This is a genomic window from Corynebacterium sp. HMSC074E01, from assembly GCF_001808885.1.
Taxonomy (GTDB): Bacteria; Actinomycetota; Actinomycetes; order Mycobacteriales; family Mycobacteriaceae; genus Corynebacterium.
Genome location: NZ_KV794854.1, coordinates 466,594 through 482,411 on the forward strand (window position 1 = coordinate 466,594; position 15,818 = coordinate 482,411).

Genomic DNA, 15,818 nt, shown 5'->3' on the forward strand with positions numbered 1-15,818 from the left:
CGCCTGCCCCCAGCTTTCTGGGGACGGGCGCGGTTCGCCGTTTTTCGCCCCTACGCTGTTTAGAATTAGCAGCGTGACTTCTTCTCCCTTTCTCGTCGTTGGTCTAGGAAACCCCGGACCGAAGTACGCTGGTACCCGCCACAACATCGGCTTTGACGTGGCTGATGAGCTAGCCCGCGAGCTGTTTGCTTCCTTCTCAGTTCACAAGAAGACGAACACCGATATCGCCGAAGCGCGGCGCGGGGACACCAAGATGATCGTCGCCAAGCCGCGCAGCTTCATGAACCTGTCGGGCGGACCCATCAAAGCCCTCGCTCAATATTTCTCTGTGCCCGCTGATCACATCATCGTGGTGCACGATGAACTTGAGCTTGATTTCGCCACCATCAAGCGGCGCTTAGGCGGCGGAGACCACGGCCATAACGGGCTGCGCTCCACCACGAAATCTCTGGGCACCAAGGACTACCAGCGCCTTTCAGTCGGCATCGGCCGCCCGCCCGGGCGCATGGACCCAGCCGCATTTGTGCTTAAAACATGGAACAAGCAGGAGGCACAGGAGGTCCCCATCATGTGCGCCGACGCGGTCGATGAGATTCTTCGCGCGCTAGACTAACTGCCATGAAACTCGCTACCCTCCGCACCAGTTTTGGCACCTGCGCTATCCGTATTGACGGCCCCAACGTGGGCACCGAGCTGGATTATGAGGACGTAGGAGAACTGCTCGCCAGCCCCGATTGGCACAAAGCTGCGCAGCTCTCCGGTGAGCCCGTGGTTTTCGACGATGCCGATCTCGCCCCCGTCATCCCTAACCCAGGAAAGATCATCTGTGTCGGCGTTAACTACGCCAAGCATGCCCGTGAGATGGGCCGCGAGCTGCCTACACAGCCCACGCTCTTCATCAAGTTCCCGGAGGCTCTGACCGGGCCCTTCGACGATGTCTATGTGCCGGACTATGCCACGAAGAAGCTGGACTATGAAGGAGAGCTCGCCGTGGTCATTGGGCGCCGTGCGCACCGCATTCCGGTAGCGGAGGCACTCGGGCACGTGGCTGGCTATGCCATCATGAATGACTACACTTTGCGCGATTATCAGCGTGCCACCACGCAGTTCCACGCCGGCAAATCCTTCTACCGCACCGCCGGCTTCGGGCCATGGTTAACCACCGCTGATGAATGGGCCCCGGGCAAGGCCGCGCGACTGGTCACGACCGTCGATGGTGAAGTCCGACAGGACGATAACACCGATGACCTCATCTTCTCCGTGGCCGAGCTCATCGCCTTCTGTTCCTCCCTCTACCCCCTGAATCCAGGCGATGTTATTGCCACCGGCACCCCGGAAGGCGTGGGCTTCGCGCGCGGTGAGGAAGCACTGCTTGGCGACGGCTCCCGCACCCGCATCAGCATCGAAGGGCTCGGGGCAATTGAGAACACCACGCGCTTCGGCGAACCGCCCGCTGCCGGGGGCTGCGGCGAAGGCTGTACCTGTCACGGCCGTTAATATTCAGCCGCATCCAGGATCTTCAGCGAAACCTGACAGGCTTCGTTAGGGTGGGGCACCACACGTGCCCGACCGACCAAGAAGGATGAGCCTCAATGACTCTTCGTTCCCGCTTCACCGCCGCCGGCCTTGCACTCTGCACCAGTACCGCGCTGGTTGCCTGTTCTTCGGATAAAGAGGCCGATCCCGCCCCGACGCCGACTCCCGCGACTGTGGAAACCGTGACGGAAACAGCCGTTGCAACTGGCGCGGACCAGGGCGATGATGATGACGACGATGACCGCGATGACGACGCCCAACAGCCTGCAGCCACGGCTGCTGCCAGGGACGCCGGAAATGCAGAGAATTCTGGGAAGCTCACCGGTGATGAAGCATTCGAGAAAGCTTTATCCCACGCCGGTGTTGATGCCCAGACCGTCACAGAAAAAGAGGTCGACTACGACGATGGTGACGACGGCAAGGGCCCACACTGGGAGATTGAATTCAAGGCTAATGGCCAGGAACATGAACTCGACGTCGACGCCGCCAGCGGCGCGGTGACGCAACACGAGGTTGACTAAATACCTGCCAATTCGCCCCGCCTACCTAACTCTCGCGGTTAGGTATTTACCCAGCTAAGCGGTAAATTTAGAGGTATGAGTTCACAGTCTAAGAAGTCTGCCACCAAGCCGCCGAAGCTAGACAAGCAAGCCTATGAGGACGAGCTCAAGCGCCTCCAAGCAGAGCTCGTCGAGATGCAGCAGTGGGTCGTTGAGACCGGCGCCCGCGTGGTCATCATCATGGAGGGCCGCGACGCCGCCGGCAAGGGTTCCGCCATCAAGCGCATTACGCAATACCTGAACCCGCGTACCTGCCGCATCGAGGCGCTGCCGAAGCCCACCGACCGTGAGGCGGGCCAGTGGTATTTCCAGCGCTACATTGAGAAGCTGCCCACCGCCGGCGAGATCGTCATCTTCGACCGTTCCTGGTACAACCGCGCCGGCGTGGAGCGTGTCATGGGCTTCTGTTCCCAGCAAGAATACGTGCGCTTCCTCCACCAGGCTCCGCTGCTGGAGCACATGCTCATCGAGGATGGCGTCATCCTTCTTAAGTACTGGTTCTCCGTTTCTGATGAGGAGCAGCTCGCACGCTTTAAGTCCCGCCGCAACGATCCGCTGCGCCGCTGGAAGCTCTCCCCCATGGACTTGCAGTCCATTACCCGTTGGGAAGACTACTCACGTGCCAAGGATGAAATGTTCGTCCACACCGATACCCCGTCCTCCCCGTGGTACACCGTGGAATCCGAGGACAAGAAGCGCTCGCGCATCAACGTGATCAACCACATCCTCAAGATGGTTCCGTACCAGCACGTAGAGCAGGATGTCCCTGAGATTCCAGATCGCCCCGAGCTCGAGGCCGAATACGTACGCCCGCCGCGCAATGAGTTTGCCTACGTCCCGGATGTCGCCGCCGATTTGGAGCGTGCCAAGGTCAACGGCGACGGCAAGAAGCAGGGCAAGAAAAAGAAGTCCAAGAAGGACAAAAAGAAGAAGTAGTACTTTCTGCATGTACTACCATGGCCGTCTATGAGCTTTTCCCGCACCGCGCGCGCCTTCCTGTCCTCGGTGCGTTTGGGAGACGCGCTGCTCGCAGGAGTCGCGGGGCTCGTAGCGGCCTTTTATTGTGCATTGGCGTTTTCCTCTGCCGGAACAGTAGAGGTTATCCAATCTCTCTTGTCGCTGCTATTCATACCGTTCTTCCTTGTGTGGCGCTCGAAGCCAGCCCTAAGCGCGGCAGGCTTTTTAGTTCTTCTTTCAGCCTGGGCAGTCACGTGGATGATCCAGCTTCCTGCCAATAACGGCTTGCCGCCTTGGGCATTAACCGCCCCGATGGCCGTGTACACCACCTCGCGGTACATCACCCAGAGGCTGATTCCGCGGGTGGTTCTGTTCATCACCGTGATCGGTACCTTCATCTCCCCCTTCATGTGGCGGATCGATGCTGAGTCCTATCTTCTCCGCTATGAGGTGGACACCCACTTCCTCGCTATGGTTGTGGCTCACTGGGCAGTACTGGGAAGCACATACTTTATTGCTGCCCGCTATTTCGACCGTGATCGCCAACGAGAAGTACTGGCCCGCGAGCGCTTCCACCAGGCACAAGAAGAAGAACGCCTCCTCATTGCACGGGAACTTCACGATGTCCTTGCCCATTCCCTCACCCTGATTAAGGTTCAGGCTAATGCAGGCATCGTTGCAGCGACTGCGGACTCCGGCGCGGCTGAAGAAGCACTTCTTTCGATCCGCGATAATGCGGATACCGCCTTGGGCGAGGTTCGCGGCATAGTCGCTGCCTTGCGCTCACCCGGCCCCACGACTCTAGAGCCTGCTCAACAACTTGAGCACATCGAAGGGATCCTCGAAGGCTTCCGCGCTGCAGGGCTAAAGGTGGACGCCAACCTCCCGACTGAATACGCCGTGCCATCGTTGGTGCAGATGGCTCTGGTGCGCATTATCACGGAAGGATTGACGAATGCGCTGCGCCATCAGGGCGTCGGCACGCACGTCTTCGTTGAGCTTGTACTTGATGACGCCGCCACGCTCACCCTCACCTCCATCAATCCTCATCCCACGCCAAGCAACGTCGCGGGCAGCGGCGTGGGCTTAGTCGGAGTTTCGGAACGAGCCCGTTCGCTCGGCGGTCGCCTCGACTATTCCGGCGATGCTCATTCCTTTTCCTTGCACGCACAGATACCGATGAAGGAGACCAAGGATGCAACCCAGCAGCTCTAGAATCCGCGTCTTATTGGCCGATGATCAAGCAATGCTGCTCTCAGCACTGGCTACCATCCTCACTGCGCAAGAAGACATCGAGGTCGCGGCAACCGCTGCCACGGGGGCGGACGCCGTGACAGCAGCGCTGAGCCACCACATTGATGTGGCGATCCTCGACATTCGCATGCCCGGTATGGACGGCATTGCAGCGGCTCAGGCCATACTCGAGCGAAAGCCCGAGTGCCGCATCATCATGCTCACCACATTCAATGATGAAGAGCTCGTGGCGCGATCCATCTCCGCTGGCGCCCACGGTTTCCTGCTGAAGGATGCCGACCCAGAGGTTCTTGTGACCGCCGTACGCAACGTGGCGCAAGGAGAATCGGTACTGGCCGCCGAGGTAACCGGCCCAGTGCTAGAGGCTTATCGCTCAGCGCTGACACGCGATACCCTCAGCGCCCAGGAACGCCAAGGACTCAGCCTCGTAACGCGCCGCGAGATGGAAGTGCTTTCACTCATCGCGCGTGGTGCTACAAATGCGGAGATAGCCGCCGACATGGTCATCGCAGAAACCACGGTGAAAACTCACGTCTCCGCGCTCATGTCTAAACTCGCCGCACGTGACCGAGTGGCCCTCGTTCTCTTAGCGCAGCGTGCTGGGGTTGCCTAAGCTCCTACCACGGTAGGAGGTCTGCTCGCTGAAGACCATCATGCAGGCGGATTCCTTCATGATGCGCCCCGGCGATACTGCATTCTATGAATTGCGATATCTCTTTTGAGCACATCTCGAAATCTTTCGGTCGGCAACGAGTCCTCGATGATGTTTCCTTCCACATCTCCCCTGGCCGCGTGCATGCGCTCCTCGGGCGCAACGGGGCAGGAAAATCAACAATCTTCTCCATCCTCTTAGGCCTCCTGCCTCCTGACTCGGGCTCCATCAGCGTGGCGGGCCAACCTTGGAACCGCAATGTGCTTCGCCGCATTGGTGCCTCAGTGAACGGGCCAGCCTTTTATGGTCATCTGTCTGCCGCGGCGAATCTTCGCGTTCACGCTCGACTTCTGGGGCTTCCCGACTCTGAGATTGACCGGGTTCTCTCCATCGCTGGGCTCAGCGGCGTTGGCTCCAAGAAGGCGAAATCCTTTTCCACTGGTATGAAGGCCCGCCTAGCGTTAGCGCAAGCTCTCCTCGGCGATCCAGAGGTTCTTGTTCTTGATGAGCCCCAGAATGGCCTCGATCCCCAAGGAATCATGGAATTGCGAGAGCTACTACAACAACTAGCCGCGGCTGGGCACACCGTTATCGTCAGCTCCCACCAGCTTGGAGAGGTACTGCACCTTGCCCATGACATCACCGTCTTGGCCGAGGGCACGATTCGCTATTCCGGTTCCTTGCAGGAACTAGCTCCACGTGGTCAGTTGGAGGAAGAATTCTTCCGACTTACCTCACCGAGCCACCCCTCCCAAGCGCCTACCAACCGGGAAGGAGAGTCACGTGCCTAAGCACACTACTGCCCCTCGCCCGAGTTACCTTTCAGCAGAACTACTGCGCAGCCGTGGAAGCGCCTTACAGTGGTTGCCTTTGCTGGCGCTACCGCTGGTCATCATGACAATCATTTTCTCCTCAATGGCCTCAGCACGCACTGATGCCACGGGCGTCTTGGCTTGGCAATCCTTGTTTGTTACCGGCATGTATTCCCCTCTTACTGGGCTGTTCGCTGCCATTCCAGAACGCCGCGAGACCATCACTCGCAGCGGCGGAACGCAATGGAGAAACCTCAACCCGCGTCTCGAGAATGCTGCCCGCTTTATCGTTGTCATTGTCAGCCTTGCGGTCTTCCATATTCTGAACTTTGGTGTTTCTTGGTTCGTTGTCGCTGCCCAGGGGCGGGAGAATCATGAACTTATCCTCGTAGCTGGGCTCTACTCCTTCCTTGGCGCGCTTGGCATTGCCGGGCTTTCCGCCGCCTGTGCCCGCCGACTGGGCTTCGGCTTAACGCTGGTAGCCGCGGCCCTATGGCAAATAATCAGCATCCTTCCGTGCACTGTCGAATCAGGCAGGTGGTGGGCCTTTCCCCCAGCATGGCCGCAACGATTGCTTCTGCGCGCATTGCGTATTCACCAGAACTCGGTGCCTCTTGAACCACACGACCCACTTCTCACCAGCAGTCCACTACCGGCTTTCATATTGTGCGTCATCCTCGCCGTTCTCGGAGCATTAGCCGCGGTCTACACGCCGCGACGATACCGGCCAATGTTCTCGCTGCGACACCGTTTCGCGCGTTCCACAACGGCCCAGACTGATGCCGACGTTGCTAATACCACCATGGAAGAAGCCCAAGTATGGCAGCCAACGAGCCACCCCCGTGCGGCGGCACAGTCCTCGCTGTGGTCCACGTTGCTAGGACTCCACCGTGCAGCTTTTAGCCCAGCGGTGTTCTCTTGCTTGATGCTCAGCATTCTGGCGCTAGGCTTTGTCGCCCTGCAATATCCCGCTAACTACGTCGAAGGTTTCTTTCACTACTTTCTGCTTCCGGTCGGCGCAGGTATCTTGCCGGTCCTCGTTTGGCCCCGTGTAGCTGATTCATGGCCGTTGGTCCATATGGAAACACGGTTCGGCACATCCGGGATTCTCCTCTGGTTCCTGTGTGTCATCCTGGCGGTATGCGCTGCCGCATACCTGGCCAGTGCGCTCGCAGGTGGTGATGGCGCTGCACAGTTTTCCGCTTTGCCCCTTGCGGTTGGGGTGGGCTATGTCATCGCAGCTGTATCACTCATTCTGGTGATTCGCTTCGGCACTGTGAGCGCTATCGCTCTCACAATCATAGGGACGATTGTCTCCGTCACCTTGGGCGGCGATGTCTTGGCTGATACCGGTCTGTGGGTACTCGCCTTCCCCGCCTGGCCTTTGGTTGCGCACTCACCTTTGCGCTATGCCGTCGCTGTGGTGTTGGCCGCAGTGCTCGGGGTGGCCGCGACATTGCGCGCACGACATTTACTCCATACTCGAGCGCTGTCTTCCCGCTAAAACTGACCAATCTGACGAAAACAGTCTAGATTTTTCGATCTCGGCCCCTACTTTTGGCAGATCGGGCAGTTGTGGGCGTGAAGCATCCTGGCAATGCTAGGTCGCAAGCCGGGCAGGACCCTAAAACAGCACTACCGCCCGCGCCATGCAGCACGGGCGGTAGCAGTGTTTTAGCGTTTAGAGCTCAGAAACATCAACGCGCTTCGGGTAGACCACCGGGCGAGCGCCGGCGATTTCCTCGACGATGCGGATGACCTGGTTGGAGTAGCCGAACTCGTTGTCGTACCACACGTAGAGCACGAGGTGCTTGCCGGAGGAGATGGTGGCGAGGCCATCGACGACACCAGCGTGGGTAGAGCCCACGAAGTCAGAAGACACAACCTCCGGGGAGGCGATGTAGGAGATCTGCTGGCGCAGGTCGGAATGCAGGGAGACGTTGCGCAGGAAGTCGTTGACCTCGTCGCGGTCAGCTTCCTTCTCCAGCTCGAGGTTGAGCACGGCCATGGAAACGTCCGGGGTGGGAACGCGGATGGCGTTACCGGTGAGCTTGCCCTCAAACTCCGGCAGAGCCTTGGACACGGCCTTGGCTGCACCGGTCTCCGTGAGCACCATGTTCAGGCCGGCTGCGCGGCCGCGGCGGTCACCCTTGTGGAAGTTATCAATGAGGTTCTGGTCATTGGTGAAGGAGTGCGCGGTCTCCACGTGGCCGTGAACCACGCCGTAGCGGTCGTTGATAACCTTGAGCACCGGGGTGATGCCGTTGGTGGTGCAGGATGCGGCGGAGAGAATCTGGTCGGAATCCTCGATGTCACCGTGGTTGATGCCGTAGACGATGTTCTTCAGGTCGCCCTTGCCCGGAGCGGTGAGCAGCACGCGAGCCACGCCCTTGGACTGCAGGTGCTGGGACAGGCCCTCGCGGTCGCGCCACACACCGGTGTTGTCCACGACGATGGCGTTGTCGATGCCGTACTGGGTGTAGTCGATCTCCGCCGGGTCGTTAGCGTAAATCATCTGAATCTTGGTGCCGTTGGCCCAGATGACCTCGTTCTCCTCGTCGACGGCGATGGTGCCGTTGAAGGCACCGTGGACGGAGTCGCGGCGCAAGAGGGAGGCGCGCTTGAAGATGTCCATGTCACCCTTCTTGCGCACGACGATGGCGCGCAGGCGCACGCCGCCGTAAGCAGCCTCGCGGGCGATGAGGATGCGGGCTAGCAGACGGCCGATGCGACCGAATCCGTAGAGGACGACGTCGGTGGATTCCTTATCCACAGCAGCGCCGACGAGATCCACGAGGGTCTCCTCGAGGTAGTTGCGCAGGTTATCGGAGCCGGACTCCTGGAAGCCAGTGGCCAGGCGGCCCAAGTCGATGGAAGCGGTGCCCAGGTTCATCGAGCACAGTTCCTTGAGGATGGGCAGGGTCTCTGCGGTGGAAAGCTCACGCTCAGCGATGCGGCGGGCGTAGCGGTGTGCCTTGATGATGTCGATATCGGTCACACCGATGAGCAGGCGGCCGTAGATAGAGGTGACAACGTTGTTATTGCGGTGCAGCTGGTGGATGAGCGGGATCATCTCTTGGGCCAGCTCCAGGCGCTCGTTCCAATCCTCGTGCCCAATGTGCGCGTTCGAAGTCACGTGCTTTGTATCCTTTACTCGTCAAAAAGGGTGTAAAACTATGTCCATCCGTAAATATTAACCCTTATTCATGCCCGTTTGGGTGTAGTTGAGCGAGGATCTCCGCCACACTACCCCCGCGAAGTTTCATTACATCGACACCTACGAGGCAATAGTCCACGTCGGCGTCGAGCTGCGCACGACGCGGTTTCAGCAACGCGTTGAGATAGGGGTAGACCAAAGGCAGGTCCGGGTGTGCCCGTGTGTAGGCGGTCTCCAGCCCGCGGGCGTAGCGCCCGGAGAACGCGCGGGTCGACACCGTCCTGCCGCCACGGCGCAGAAGGTCACGGTTGTGCTCACTCGTTCCGGCTTCTTCGGACAGCAAGAAGGCAGAGCCACAGTTGACTGCCTCTACCCCCGGCCACGCCAGGGCCTCGGCGACATCCTCCCGAGTTCGCAGCCCACCCGCGGCAATGAGCGGAAGGTCCGTGACCTGATGGACCGCCGCGACAAGTTCTTTAAGCGGGCGTTGGTCGGGTTCCGCACTCGGGTCCCACACTCCGCGGTGCCCGCCGGCCTCAGGCCCCTGCACGCACAACACATCGACGCCTCGCGCGGTGGCAGTCTGCGCCTCCTCGGGGGTGGTGACCGTGGTCCACGCCTCTGCCCCAGCGGCATGGATGCGCGCGACTTCTTCCTCGTTAAAGACGCCGAACATCGACCAGAGCACCGCTGCCCCACCCTCCAGCGCTGCGTCGAGCTTGTCCTGCCAGCCGAAGTTTAGGGGGACGTCGCCAAGCACGGCGTCCTCTTCCGCGGCGAGGGACCGTGCAGCTGCGAGCTCCGTTTCAGTCAGCGCGCGCTGCGGGTGAAAGATATTGACCCCGAATCGCGTGCCCGCACACGCAGCGATGGCCTCCCGCGCGGCGTCTACTGAAGAGCTCCCCAGGCCCAGCGCGCCAAAAGAACCGGCGGACTCAGCGGCGGCAACCAGTTCAGGCGTGGTGGGCCCACCGGCCATCGGGGCAGGTAGGACGGGACAGGTGATAGCCTCAAGAAGTTGACTCATGGTCCCCCAGCCTAAAGAAAATCCATCAAGGGAGTTGTTGTGTCCGCCATCCGTGACTTTTTCACCCGCCTCTTTGGCAGCGCTGAGGCTGCGCCGAAGAAGACGAAAAAGGCAGTCAACCCTGGACTAAGTCCAGCCGATTTAAGCGCTAAGTGGCTCATCGTAGGCTTAGGCAATCCCGGCGCGAAATACGCCGCGACCCGTCACAATGTGGGGTACATGGCGGTGGATGATCTCCTCGCCGAAGCTGGCGACATGCTTGAACCCGTCACCGGGCACCAGCTCAGCGCCGCACAGCTCGAGCTCGGGGGCACGAAGGTCGTGGCTTTGCGTTCACACACCTACATGAATCTCTCCGGCGATCCCATCGCACCCTTGGCCGCGCAGCTGGGGGTTGCGGCAGAAAACATCATCGTCATCCATGACGAGCTCGACCTACCCGCCGGCAAGGTGCGCATTAAAAAGGGCGGCAACGAGAATGGCCATAACGGCTTGAAGTCGCTGAGCGAGCGCTTGGGCACGCGCGATTACCTGCGTGTGCGCGTGGGTATCGGGCGCCCGCCCAAGGGTGGCTCCATCCCGGACTGGGTGCTCGCGCCTGTCGACGCCAGCGCTGAGCTCGATTCCACCATCGCCACCGCCGCCGAGGCCGCCCGCCTCATCGTGACAGAGGGACTCAGCAAGGCCCAGCAGGAGATCCATTCCCGGGCGAAATAAACCCCGGCGCAGCGGCGCTCAACGCCCTACACTGTCCAAGTATGAGCCGCGCGAGCAAGAACCTGCCTTCTAGTCATGACCCTCGAACAATTGTCATTACCGGTGCTTCGAGCGGGGTGGGCGCGGCCGCTGCCCGCATCCTTCACCAGCGCCGCCCGCAGGATTCGCTCGTGCTCGTGGGCCGGAACCCGGAAAAGACGCAGGCCGTAGCCGAAGAAATTGGTGCGGCCTTTCACGTGGCCAACTACGAGTCTTTGGGCCAAGTTCGCCGTCTCGCGGAAGAGCTAAGCCAGTACTCGCAGATCGATGCCTTGGGCAATAACGCCGGCGGCATGTTCGACGGCCCCTTCGCCACCGCCGATGGCTTCGAGCGCACGTGGCAGATCAACGTTGTGGCGCCTTTTCTTCTGACCTCTTTATTGCGCGATACCCTGCGGGCCAGCGATGCCACCGTGGTGCAGACCGCCTCTTTGGCCAACGTCCTGTATTCCGCTTTCGATCCCGGTGACCCAAACACCTTTGAAAAATTCACCGCGGAGCGCGCTTACGGCAACGCCAAGTTGGGCGATATTCTTCTGACCTGCTACCTCGACTCGCATGGTCTGACCTCCGTGGCCTTCCACCCGGGCATTTTGAATACTGGCTTCGGGCATAACTCAACGAGTAGGACAAGCAAGCTCTATTCGACCACTGCGGCTCAATACGTCTTAGGCAAGGCGGACAAGGGCGGGGAGAACTTGGCCTACTTCCTCAGCGGCACCCCAGGCATCCATTTCGAATCCGGCGAGTACTACAACCAGAAGCGCAAGCCAGGCCTGCAGCGGCCGATTGCGAAGAAGCTCTCCGTGGCCCGGCGCGTCTTTGATGATCTGGGCCGCCAGCTCAATGTGGAGTGGTAGCAGCCAGCGGCTAAACTAGCCCGCATGAGTATTGCCTCCGAAGCTTCCCGCCGCCGCACATTCGCCGTCATCGCCCACCCGGATGCTGGTAAGTCCACGCTAACGGAGGCGCTGGCGCTGCATGCGCACGTCATCAACGAAGCTGGCGCGGTGCATGGCAAGGGCAACCGCAAGTCCACGGTCTCTGACTGGATGGAGATGGAGAAGGAGCGCGGCATTTCCGTGGCCTCCTCGGCCCTGCAGTTCGAGTACGCGCCCGAGGGTCACGAGGGCGAGCCCTACATGATCAACTTGGTGGACACCCCGGGCCACGCGGACTTTTCGGAGGATACCTACCGCGTGCTCACGGCGGTGGATGCTGCCGTCATGCTTATCGACGCCGCCAAGGGCCTCGAGCCCCAGACCCTCAAGCTGTTTCGCGTGTGTAAGGCCCGCGGCCTGCCTATCATCACGGTGATCAACAAGTGGGACCGCGTGGGCCGGGAGCCGCTGGAGCTTGTCGACGAAATCGTCAACGAAATCCAGCTGCAGCCCACCCCGCTGTACTGGCCGGTGGGTATTGCCGGCGACTTCCGCGGCTTGGCCCACATCAACGATGACGGCGAGGCCGACGAGTACGTGCACTTCCTGCGCACCGCCGGTGGTTCCACCATCGCCCCGGAGGAGCACTACGCGCCCGAGGATGCAGCCGCGAAGGAAGAGGACGCCTGGGAGACAGCCGTGGAGGAAGCAGAGCTGCTGGCAGCCGATGGCGCTCTGCACGACCAGGAGCTCTTCGAGCAGTGCGTGACGTCCCCGCTCATCTTCGCCTCCGCGATGCTGAACTTCGGCGTGCACCAAATCCTGGATACGCTGTGCGCCATCGCCCCGGCTCCGCGCTCGCGCGAGTCAGATCCTCAGGCCATCGAGACCGCTACCTCCGCCATCGACGAGGTACGTGAGGTCACCGATGACTTCGCGGGCGTCATCTTCAAGGTGCAGGCGGGCATGGACCGCAAGCACCGCGATAACTTGGCCTTTATGCGCGTGGTCTCCGGCGAGTTTGAGCGCGGCATGCAGGTCAACCACGCGCAGTCCGGCCGCAGCTTCTCCACTAAGTACGCGCTTACGGTCTTCGGCCGCACGCGTGACACCGTGGACACGGCGTACCCGGGTGACATTGTGGGCTTGGTCAATGCCGGTTCCTTGGCACCAGGTGACACGATTTACACGGGCAAGAAGGTGCAGTTCAAGCCCATGCCGCAGTTCGCGCCGGAGGCATTCCGCATCCTGCGCGCGAAGTCTTTGGGTGATTACAAAGCCTTCCGCAAGGGCTTGGACCAGCTGGCTGCGGAAGGCGTGGTCCAGATTCTGCGCAACGATACGCGTGGCGATGCCGCCCCGGTCATGGCTGCGGTGGGCCCCATGCAGTTCGAGGTCATGCAGGCTCGCATGGAGGTCGAGTACAACGTGGAGACCATCACCGAGCCCATCCCCTACTCGGTGGCCCGCCGTACCGACGCCGAATCCGCGCCCGAACTGGGCCGCCAGCGCGGCGTAGAGATCTTTACCCGCACCGACGGCGAGCTCATCGCGCTCTTTGGTGATAAGTGGAAGCTGGCCTTCATTGAGAAGGAGCACCCGGAGCTGACCATCGAAACACTTGTGGCGGATTAGTTTTCACGCCCTTGTCGGGTGACCCACCTCACGGTACGATTGGCCAGAAATCCGTACACCTTTAGGTAGGTCACCATGAGCTCTCCCCTCACCGGCATTTCAGTCCTTTTCCTCGGCGGCATCGGCCCCGGCCCCTTCGCTGCGATGATGCTTGCGGACATGGGTGCACAGGTCACCCGCGTGGTCCGCCCAGGTAATCCTCCCGCCGCGGTCCCGCACAGCATCCTCTACCGCGGGCAAGAGGTTCTAGAGGCGGACCTTAAGGACCCGGTGGACGTCGACAAGCTGCGCGAAACTTTGACCACAACGGACATCCTCATCGAAGGCTTCCGCCCCGGCGTGGCTGAGCGCTTAGGCCTAGGCCCTAAGGAGGCGCAGGCGATAAACCCGGCGCTGGTCTACGGACGCATCACCGGTTGGGGCCAATCCGGCCCGCTGGCCCACACCGCCGGTCACGACATCAACTACATCGCGGTCTCCGGTGCGCTGCATCCCATCGCTGGCAGCGACGGCACTCCCGTTCCACCGGTTAACTTTCTCGGGGACTTTGGCGGCGGCTCGATGTACCTGGTGACAGGCCTTCTCGCGGGCGTCCTGCAGGCGAAGAACACCGGCCGTGGTTGCGTGGTGGATGCCGCTATTGTCGACGGCGCGGCCAACCTCACCGCCATGCTGCATGCCTTCCGTGCCGAAGGCCAATGGCAGGAACGCGGGACCAACCTTCTAGACGGAGGTGCACCGTTTTATAGCGTCTACCGCACAGCTGATGAAAAGTGGATGGCCGCCGGCGCCATCGAACCGCAGTTTTATACGCTCATGGTGAAAGGCCTGGGGCTTGAACAGGAACTAAGCGGCTACGAACAAGATGACCGCGATGCCTGGCCGGCCATGAAGGAGATCATCGCGCAGCGCTTCGCGGAAAAGACACAAGCGGAATGGATCGATATCTTCCGCGGCAGCGACGCCTGCGTCACGGAGGTCGTCTCCCCCGAGGACGTTCTGGCGCACCCGCACCTTGCCGCGCGAGAAACCTATGTGGAAAGCGCGGGCCACACGGAGCCTAGCGCGGCCCCGCGCTTTCTCTAGCTCAGGCCGGGGATGAGCGCGTTGACGCCGAGCATCAACGCCAGCGTTGCCAGCGGAATGATGATGGTCACCACGGCAACATCCTTATAGGACAGTCGGTGCGTCATGCCGCAGACAATCAGCATGGTAAGCACCGCGCCGTTGTGCGGCATGGAGTCGAAAGATACCGAGGCCATCGCGGTCACGCGGTGCATCAACTCAAGACTGATGCCCTGTTCCGTCGCTAGCTGGGCGAGCTGGTCTCCCAAGGTCTGCATCGTGATGGATAGACCACCTGAGGAGGAACCTGTGATGCCGGAGATGACGGCGGTGGACACTGTGGAAACCACCAAGGCGTTATCGGAGATTCCCATCATGTTGCTTTTGACCACGCTAAAGACAGCCAGTGCGGCAATCACCGCGCCATAGCCAACCTCCGAGGCGGTGGTGAGGCACGGAAGGATTGCGTTCTTGGCGCCATCGGAGAATTCCTTAATGGACTCGGCGGCGCGCTTGGGGAACATCGCCACGATGACGAACACCGCGCAGGCCAAAGCGACCGTCGGTGACCAGATGCCCAACAGCGCATCGAGGTTGGTCTCGCCGTATTTCTCTTCGGCTAAGTAGGAGGTGTCCAGCACTTTCGACACCCCGTAGACCATGGCGAAGTTGACCGCGATGACAACGGCGATGGGCACCAGACCCAGCAAACCCTGCACCTGGACAGAAGGCTCGGTTTCAGCTCTGGCGTGAGTGGCCACCCGGCCACCGGAGTTGGTGTCGAAGGATTCACCACCGATTTCTACACTTGCTTCTTCCCCGCTGTCGCCGATTCCCTCGGGTGTTTCGATGACCTTCCCGTCGGCATCGAGCGGCTCAAACGTCTCACCTTTCGCGCGGAGGGTTCGCACGCGGTATTCGAGCCACGCGGTTCCCGCCGCCAGCATGAGGGCGGAAGAAATGAGGCCGAAGAGCGGCGCCGCGTAGACGTTGGTTCCGAAGTAACTGGTAGGGATGGCATTGTGAATCTGCGGCGAACCTGGGAGCCCGGCCAGCGCGAATGTGATGGTTCCCAAGGCAATCGCACCAGGCATGAGCCGTTTGGGGATCCCGGACTCCTTGAACAAAGCGGTCGCGATGGGCACGATGGTAAAAGCCACAACCCACGCGGACACACCGCCATAGGTAAGCAATGCGGTGGCGACGACCGTCGAGAACATCGCTCGCTTAGGCCCGAATAGCGCGGTAATCCCGCGCGCTAGGTAGCGGGCCAGCCCTGTGGATGTCATTAGGTACCCAAAAATTGCCCCGAAGAGGAAGAGCGGGAAATACTTGGTCACGAAGTTTCCGGCTGCCGGCATAAAGATCTGGGTATAGGTGGCCAGGATAGGCTCGCCGGAAAAGAGCACCGCGATCAGCGCCGCGAAGGGAGCGACGACCACCACGGAGTGCCCGCGATAGGCCATCACGACGAGGAAAATCAGGGAGAGAATCACCCCGATGAATGAGATAACCATTGTTTCTAC

At 60.7% G+C, this 15,818-nt stretch carries 15 protein-coding genes; 12 read left to right on the forward strand and 3 right to left on the reverse strand.

Features of this window, described 5'->3' with window-relative positions; all coding sequences use genetic code 11:
- Window positions 1-73 precede the first annotated feature (73 nt).
- From pth (HMPREF2537_RS11540) to HMPREF2537_RS11575, 8 genes are all read left to right on the forward strand, one after another.
- Entirely contained in the window at window positions 74-613 is a 540-nt protein-coding gene (gene pth, locus HMPREF2537_RS11540) for an aminoacyl-tRNA hydrolase (protein WP_143342291.1), read from the forward strand.
- Between the two features lie 5 nt (window positions 614-618).
- Window positions 619-1,497 carry a fumarylacetoacetate hydrolase family protein gene (locus HMPREF2537_RS11545; RefSeq protein ID WP_070529224.1) on the forward strand — a complete coding sequence of 293 codons (879 nt, stop codon included), beginning with the start codon at window positions 619-621 and terminating at the stop codon, window positions 1,495-1,497.
- Between the two features lie 95 nt (window positions 1,498-1,592).
- Window positions 1,593-2,057: a PepSY domain-containing protein gene (locus HMPREF2537_RS11550; RefSeq protein ID WP_246818779.1), complete on the forward strand. Its 465-nt coding sequence runs from the start codon at window positions 1,593-1,595 to the stop codon at window positions 2,055-2,057.
- 75 nt (window positions 2,058-2,132) lie between these two features.
- Window positions 2,133-3,032, forward strand: a complete 900-nt coding sequence (gene ppk2 / locus HMPREF2537_RS11555; protein ID WP_070529226.1) for a polyphosphate kinase 2 — start codon at window positions 2,133-2,135, stop codon at window positions 3,030-3,032.
- A gap of 30 nt (window positions 3,033-3,062) precedes the next feature.
- Entirely contained in the window at window positions 3,063-4,268 is a 1,206-nt protein-coding gene (locus tag HMPREF2537_RS11560; protein WP_070529228.1) for a sensor histidine kinase, read from the forward strand.
- Entirely contained in the window at window positions 4,249-4,920 is a 672-nt protein-coding gene (locus HMPREF2537_RS11565) for a response regulator (protein WP_070515891.1), read from the forward strand. Before HMPREF2537_RS11560 ends, HMPREF2537_RS11565 begins: the two co-directional genes overlap by 20 nt.
- Before the next feature lie 86 nt (window positions 4,921-5,006).
- Entirely contained in the window at window positions 5,007-5,750 is a 744-nt protein-coding gene (locus HMPREF2537_RS11570) for an ATP-binding cassette domain-containing protein (RefSeq protein ID WP_070515892.1), read from the forward strand.
- Window positions 5,743-7,275: an ABC-2 family transporter permease gene (locus HMPREF2537_RS11575; RefSeq protein ID WP_070515894.1), complete on the forward strand. Its 1,533-nt coding sequence runs from the start codon at window positions 5,743-5,745 to the stop codon at window positions 7,273-7,275. Before HMPREF2537_RS11570 ends, HMPREF2537_RS11575 begins: the two co-directional genes overlap by 8 nt.
- Window positions 7,276-7,452: 177 nt before the next feature.
- On the opposite strand, the gene HMPREF2537_RS11580 is transcribed toward HMPREF2537_RS11575, so the two are convergent.
- Together HMPREF2537_RS11580 and HMPREF2537_RS11585 are read right to left on the reverse strand one after the other, a co-directional pair.
- Window positions 7,453-8,907: a glyceraldehyde-3-phosphate dehydrogenase gene (locus HMPREF2537_RS11580; RefSeq protein WP_070529231.1), complete on the reverse strand. Its 1,455-nt coding sequence runs from the start codon at window positions 8,905-8,907 to the stop codon at window positions 7,453-7,455.
- 64 nt (window positions 8,908-8,971) lie between these two features.
- Window positions 8,972-9,955, reverse strand: a complete 984-nt coding sequence (locus HMPREF2537_RS11585; protein ID WP_070515898.1) for a nitronate monooxygenase — start codon at window positions 9,953-9,955, stop codon at window positions 8,972-8,974.
- 39 nt (window positions 9,956-9,994) lie between these two features.
- On the opposite strand from HMPREF2537_RS11585, the gene pth (HMPREF2537_RS11590) reads away from it, so the two are divergent.
- From pth (HMPREF2537_RS11590) to HMPREF2537_RS11605, 4 genes are all read left to right on the forward strand, one after another.
- A complete protein-coding gene (gene pth / locus HMPREF2537_RS11590) occupies window positions 9,995-10,672 on the forward strand; it encodes an aminoacyl-tRNA hydrolase (protein WP_070529233.1) in 678 nt (225 codons plus the stop codon).
- A 41-nt stretch (window positions 10,673-10,713) separates the two neighbouring features.
- Window positions 10,714-11,571, forward strand: coding sequence for an SDR family NAD(P)-dependent oxidoreductase (locus HMPREF2537_RS11595; RefSeq protein ID WP_070529235.1), 858 nt, complete (start codon window positions 10,714-10,716; stop codon window positions 11,569-11,571).
- A 24-nt stretch (window positions 11,572-11,595) separates the two neighbouring features.
- Window positions 11,596-13,227, forward strand: a complete 1,632-nt coding sequence (locus HMPREF2537_RS11600; RefSeq protein ID WP_070529237.1) for a peptide chain release factor 3 — start codon at window positions 11,596-11,598, stop codon at window positions 13,225-13,227.
- 75 nt (window positions 13,228-13,302) lie between these two features.
- Complete coding sequence (locus tag HMPREF2537_RS11605) at window positions 13,303-14,313, forward strand: CaiB/BaiF CoA transferase family protein (protein ID WP_070529238.1); 1,011 nt, start codon at window positions 13,303-13,305, stop codon at window positions 14,311-14,313.
- Here the strand turns inward: HMPREF2537_RS11605 and HMPREF2537_RS11610 are convergent.
- On the reverse strand, window positions 14,310-15,809 hold the full coding sequence (locus tag HMPREF2537_RS11610) for a GntP family permease (protein ID WP_070529239.1): 1,500 nt from the start codon (window positions 15,807-15,809) through the stop codon (window positions 14,310-14,312). The two genes, HMPREF2537_RS11605 and HMPREF2537_RS11610, sit on opposite strands and share 4 nt — an antisense overlap.
- Between the last annotated feature and the right edge of the window lie 9 nt (window positions 15,810-15,818).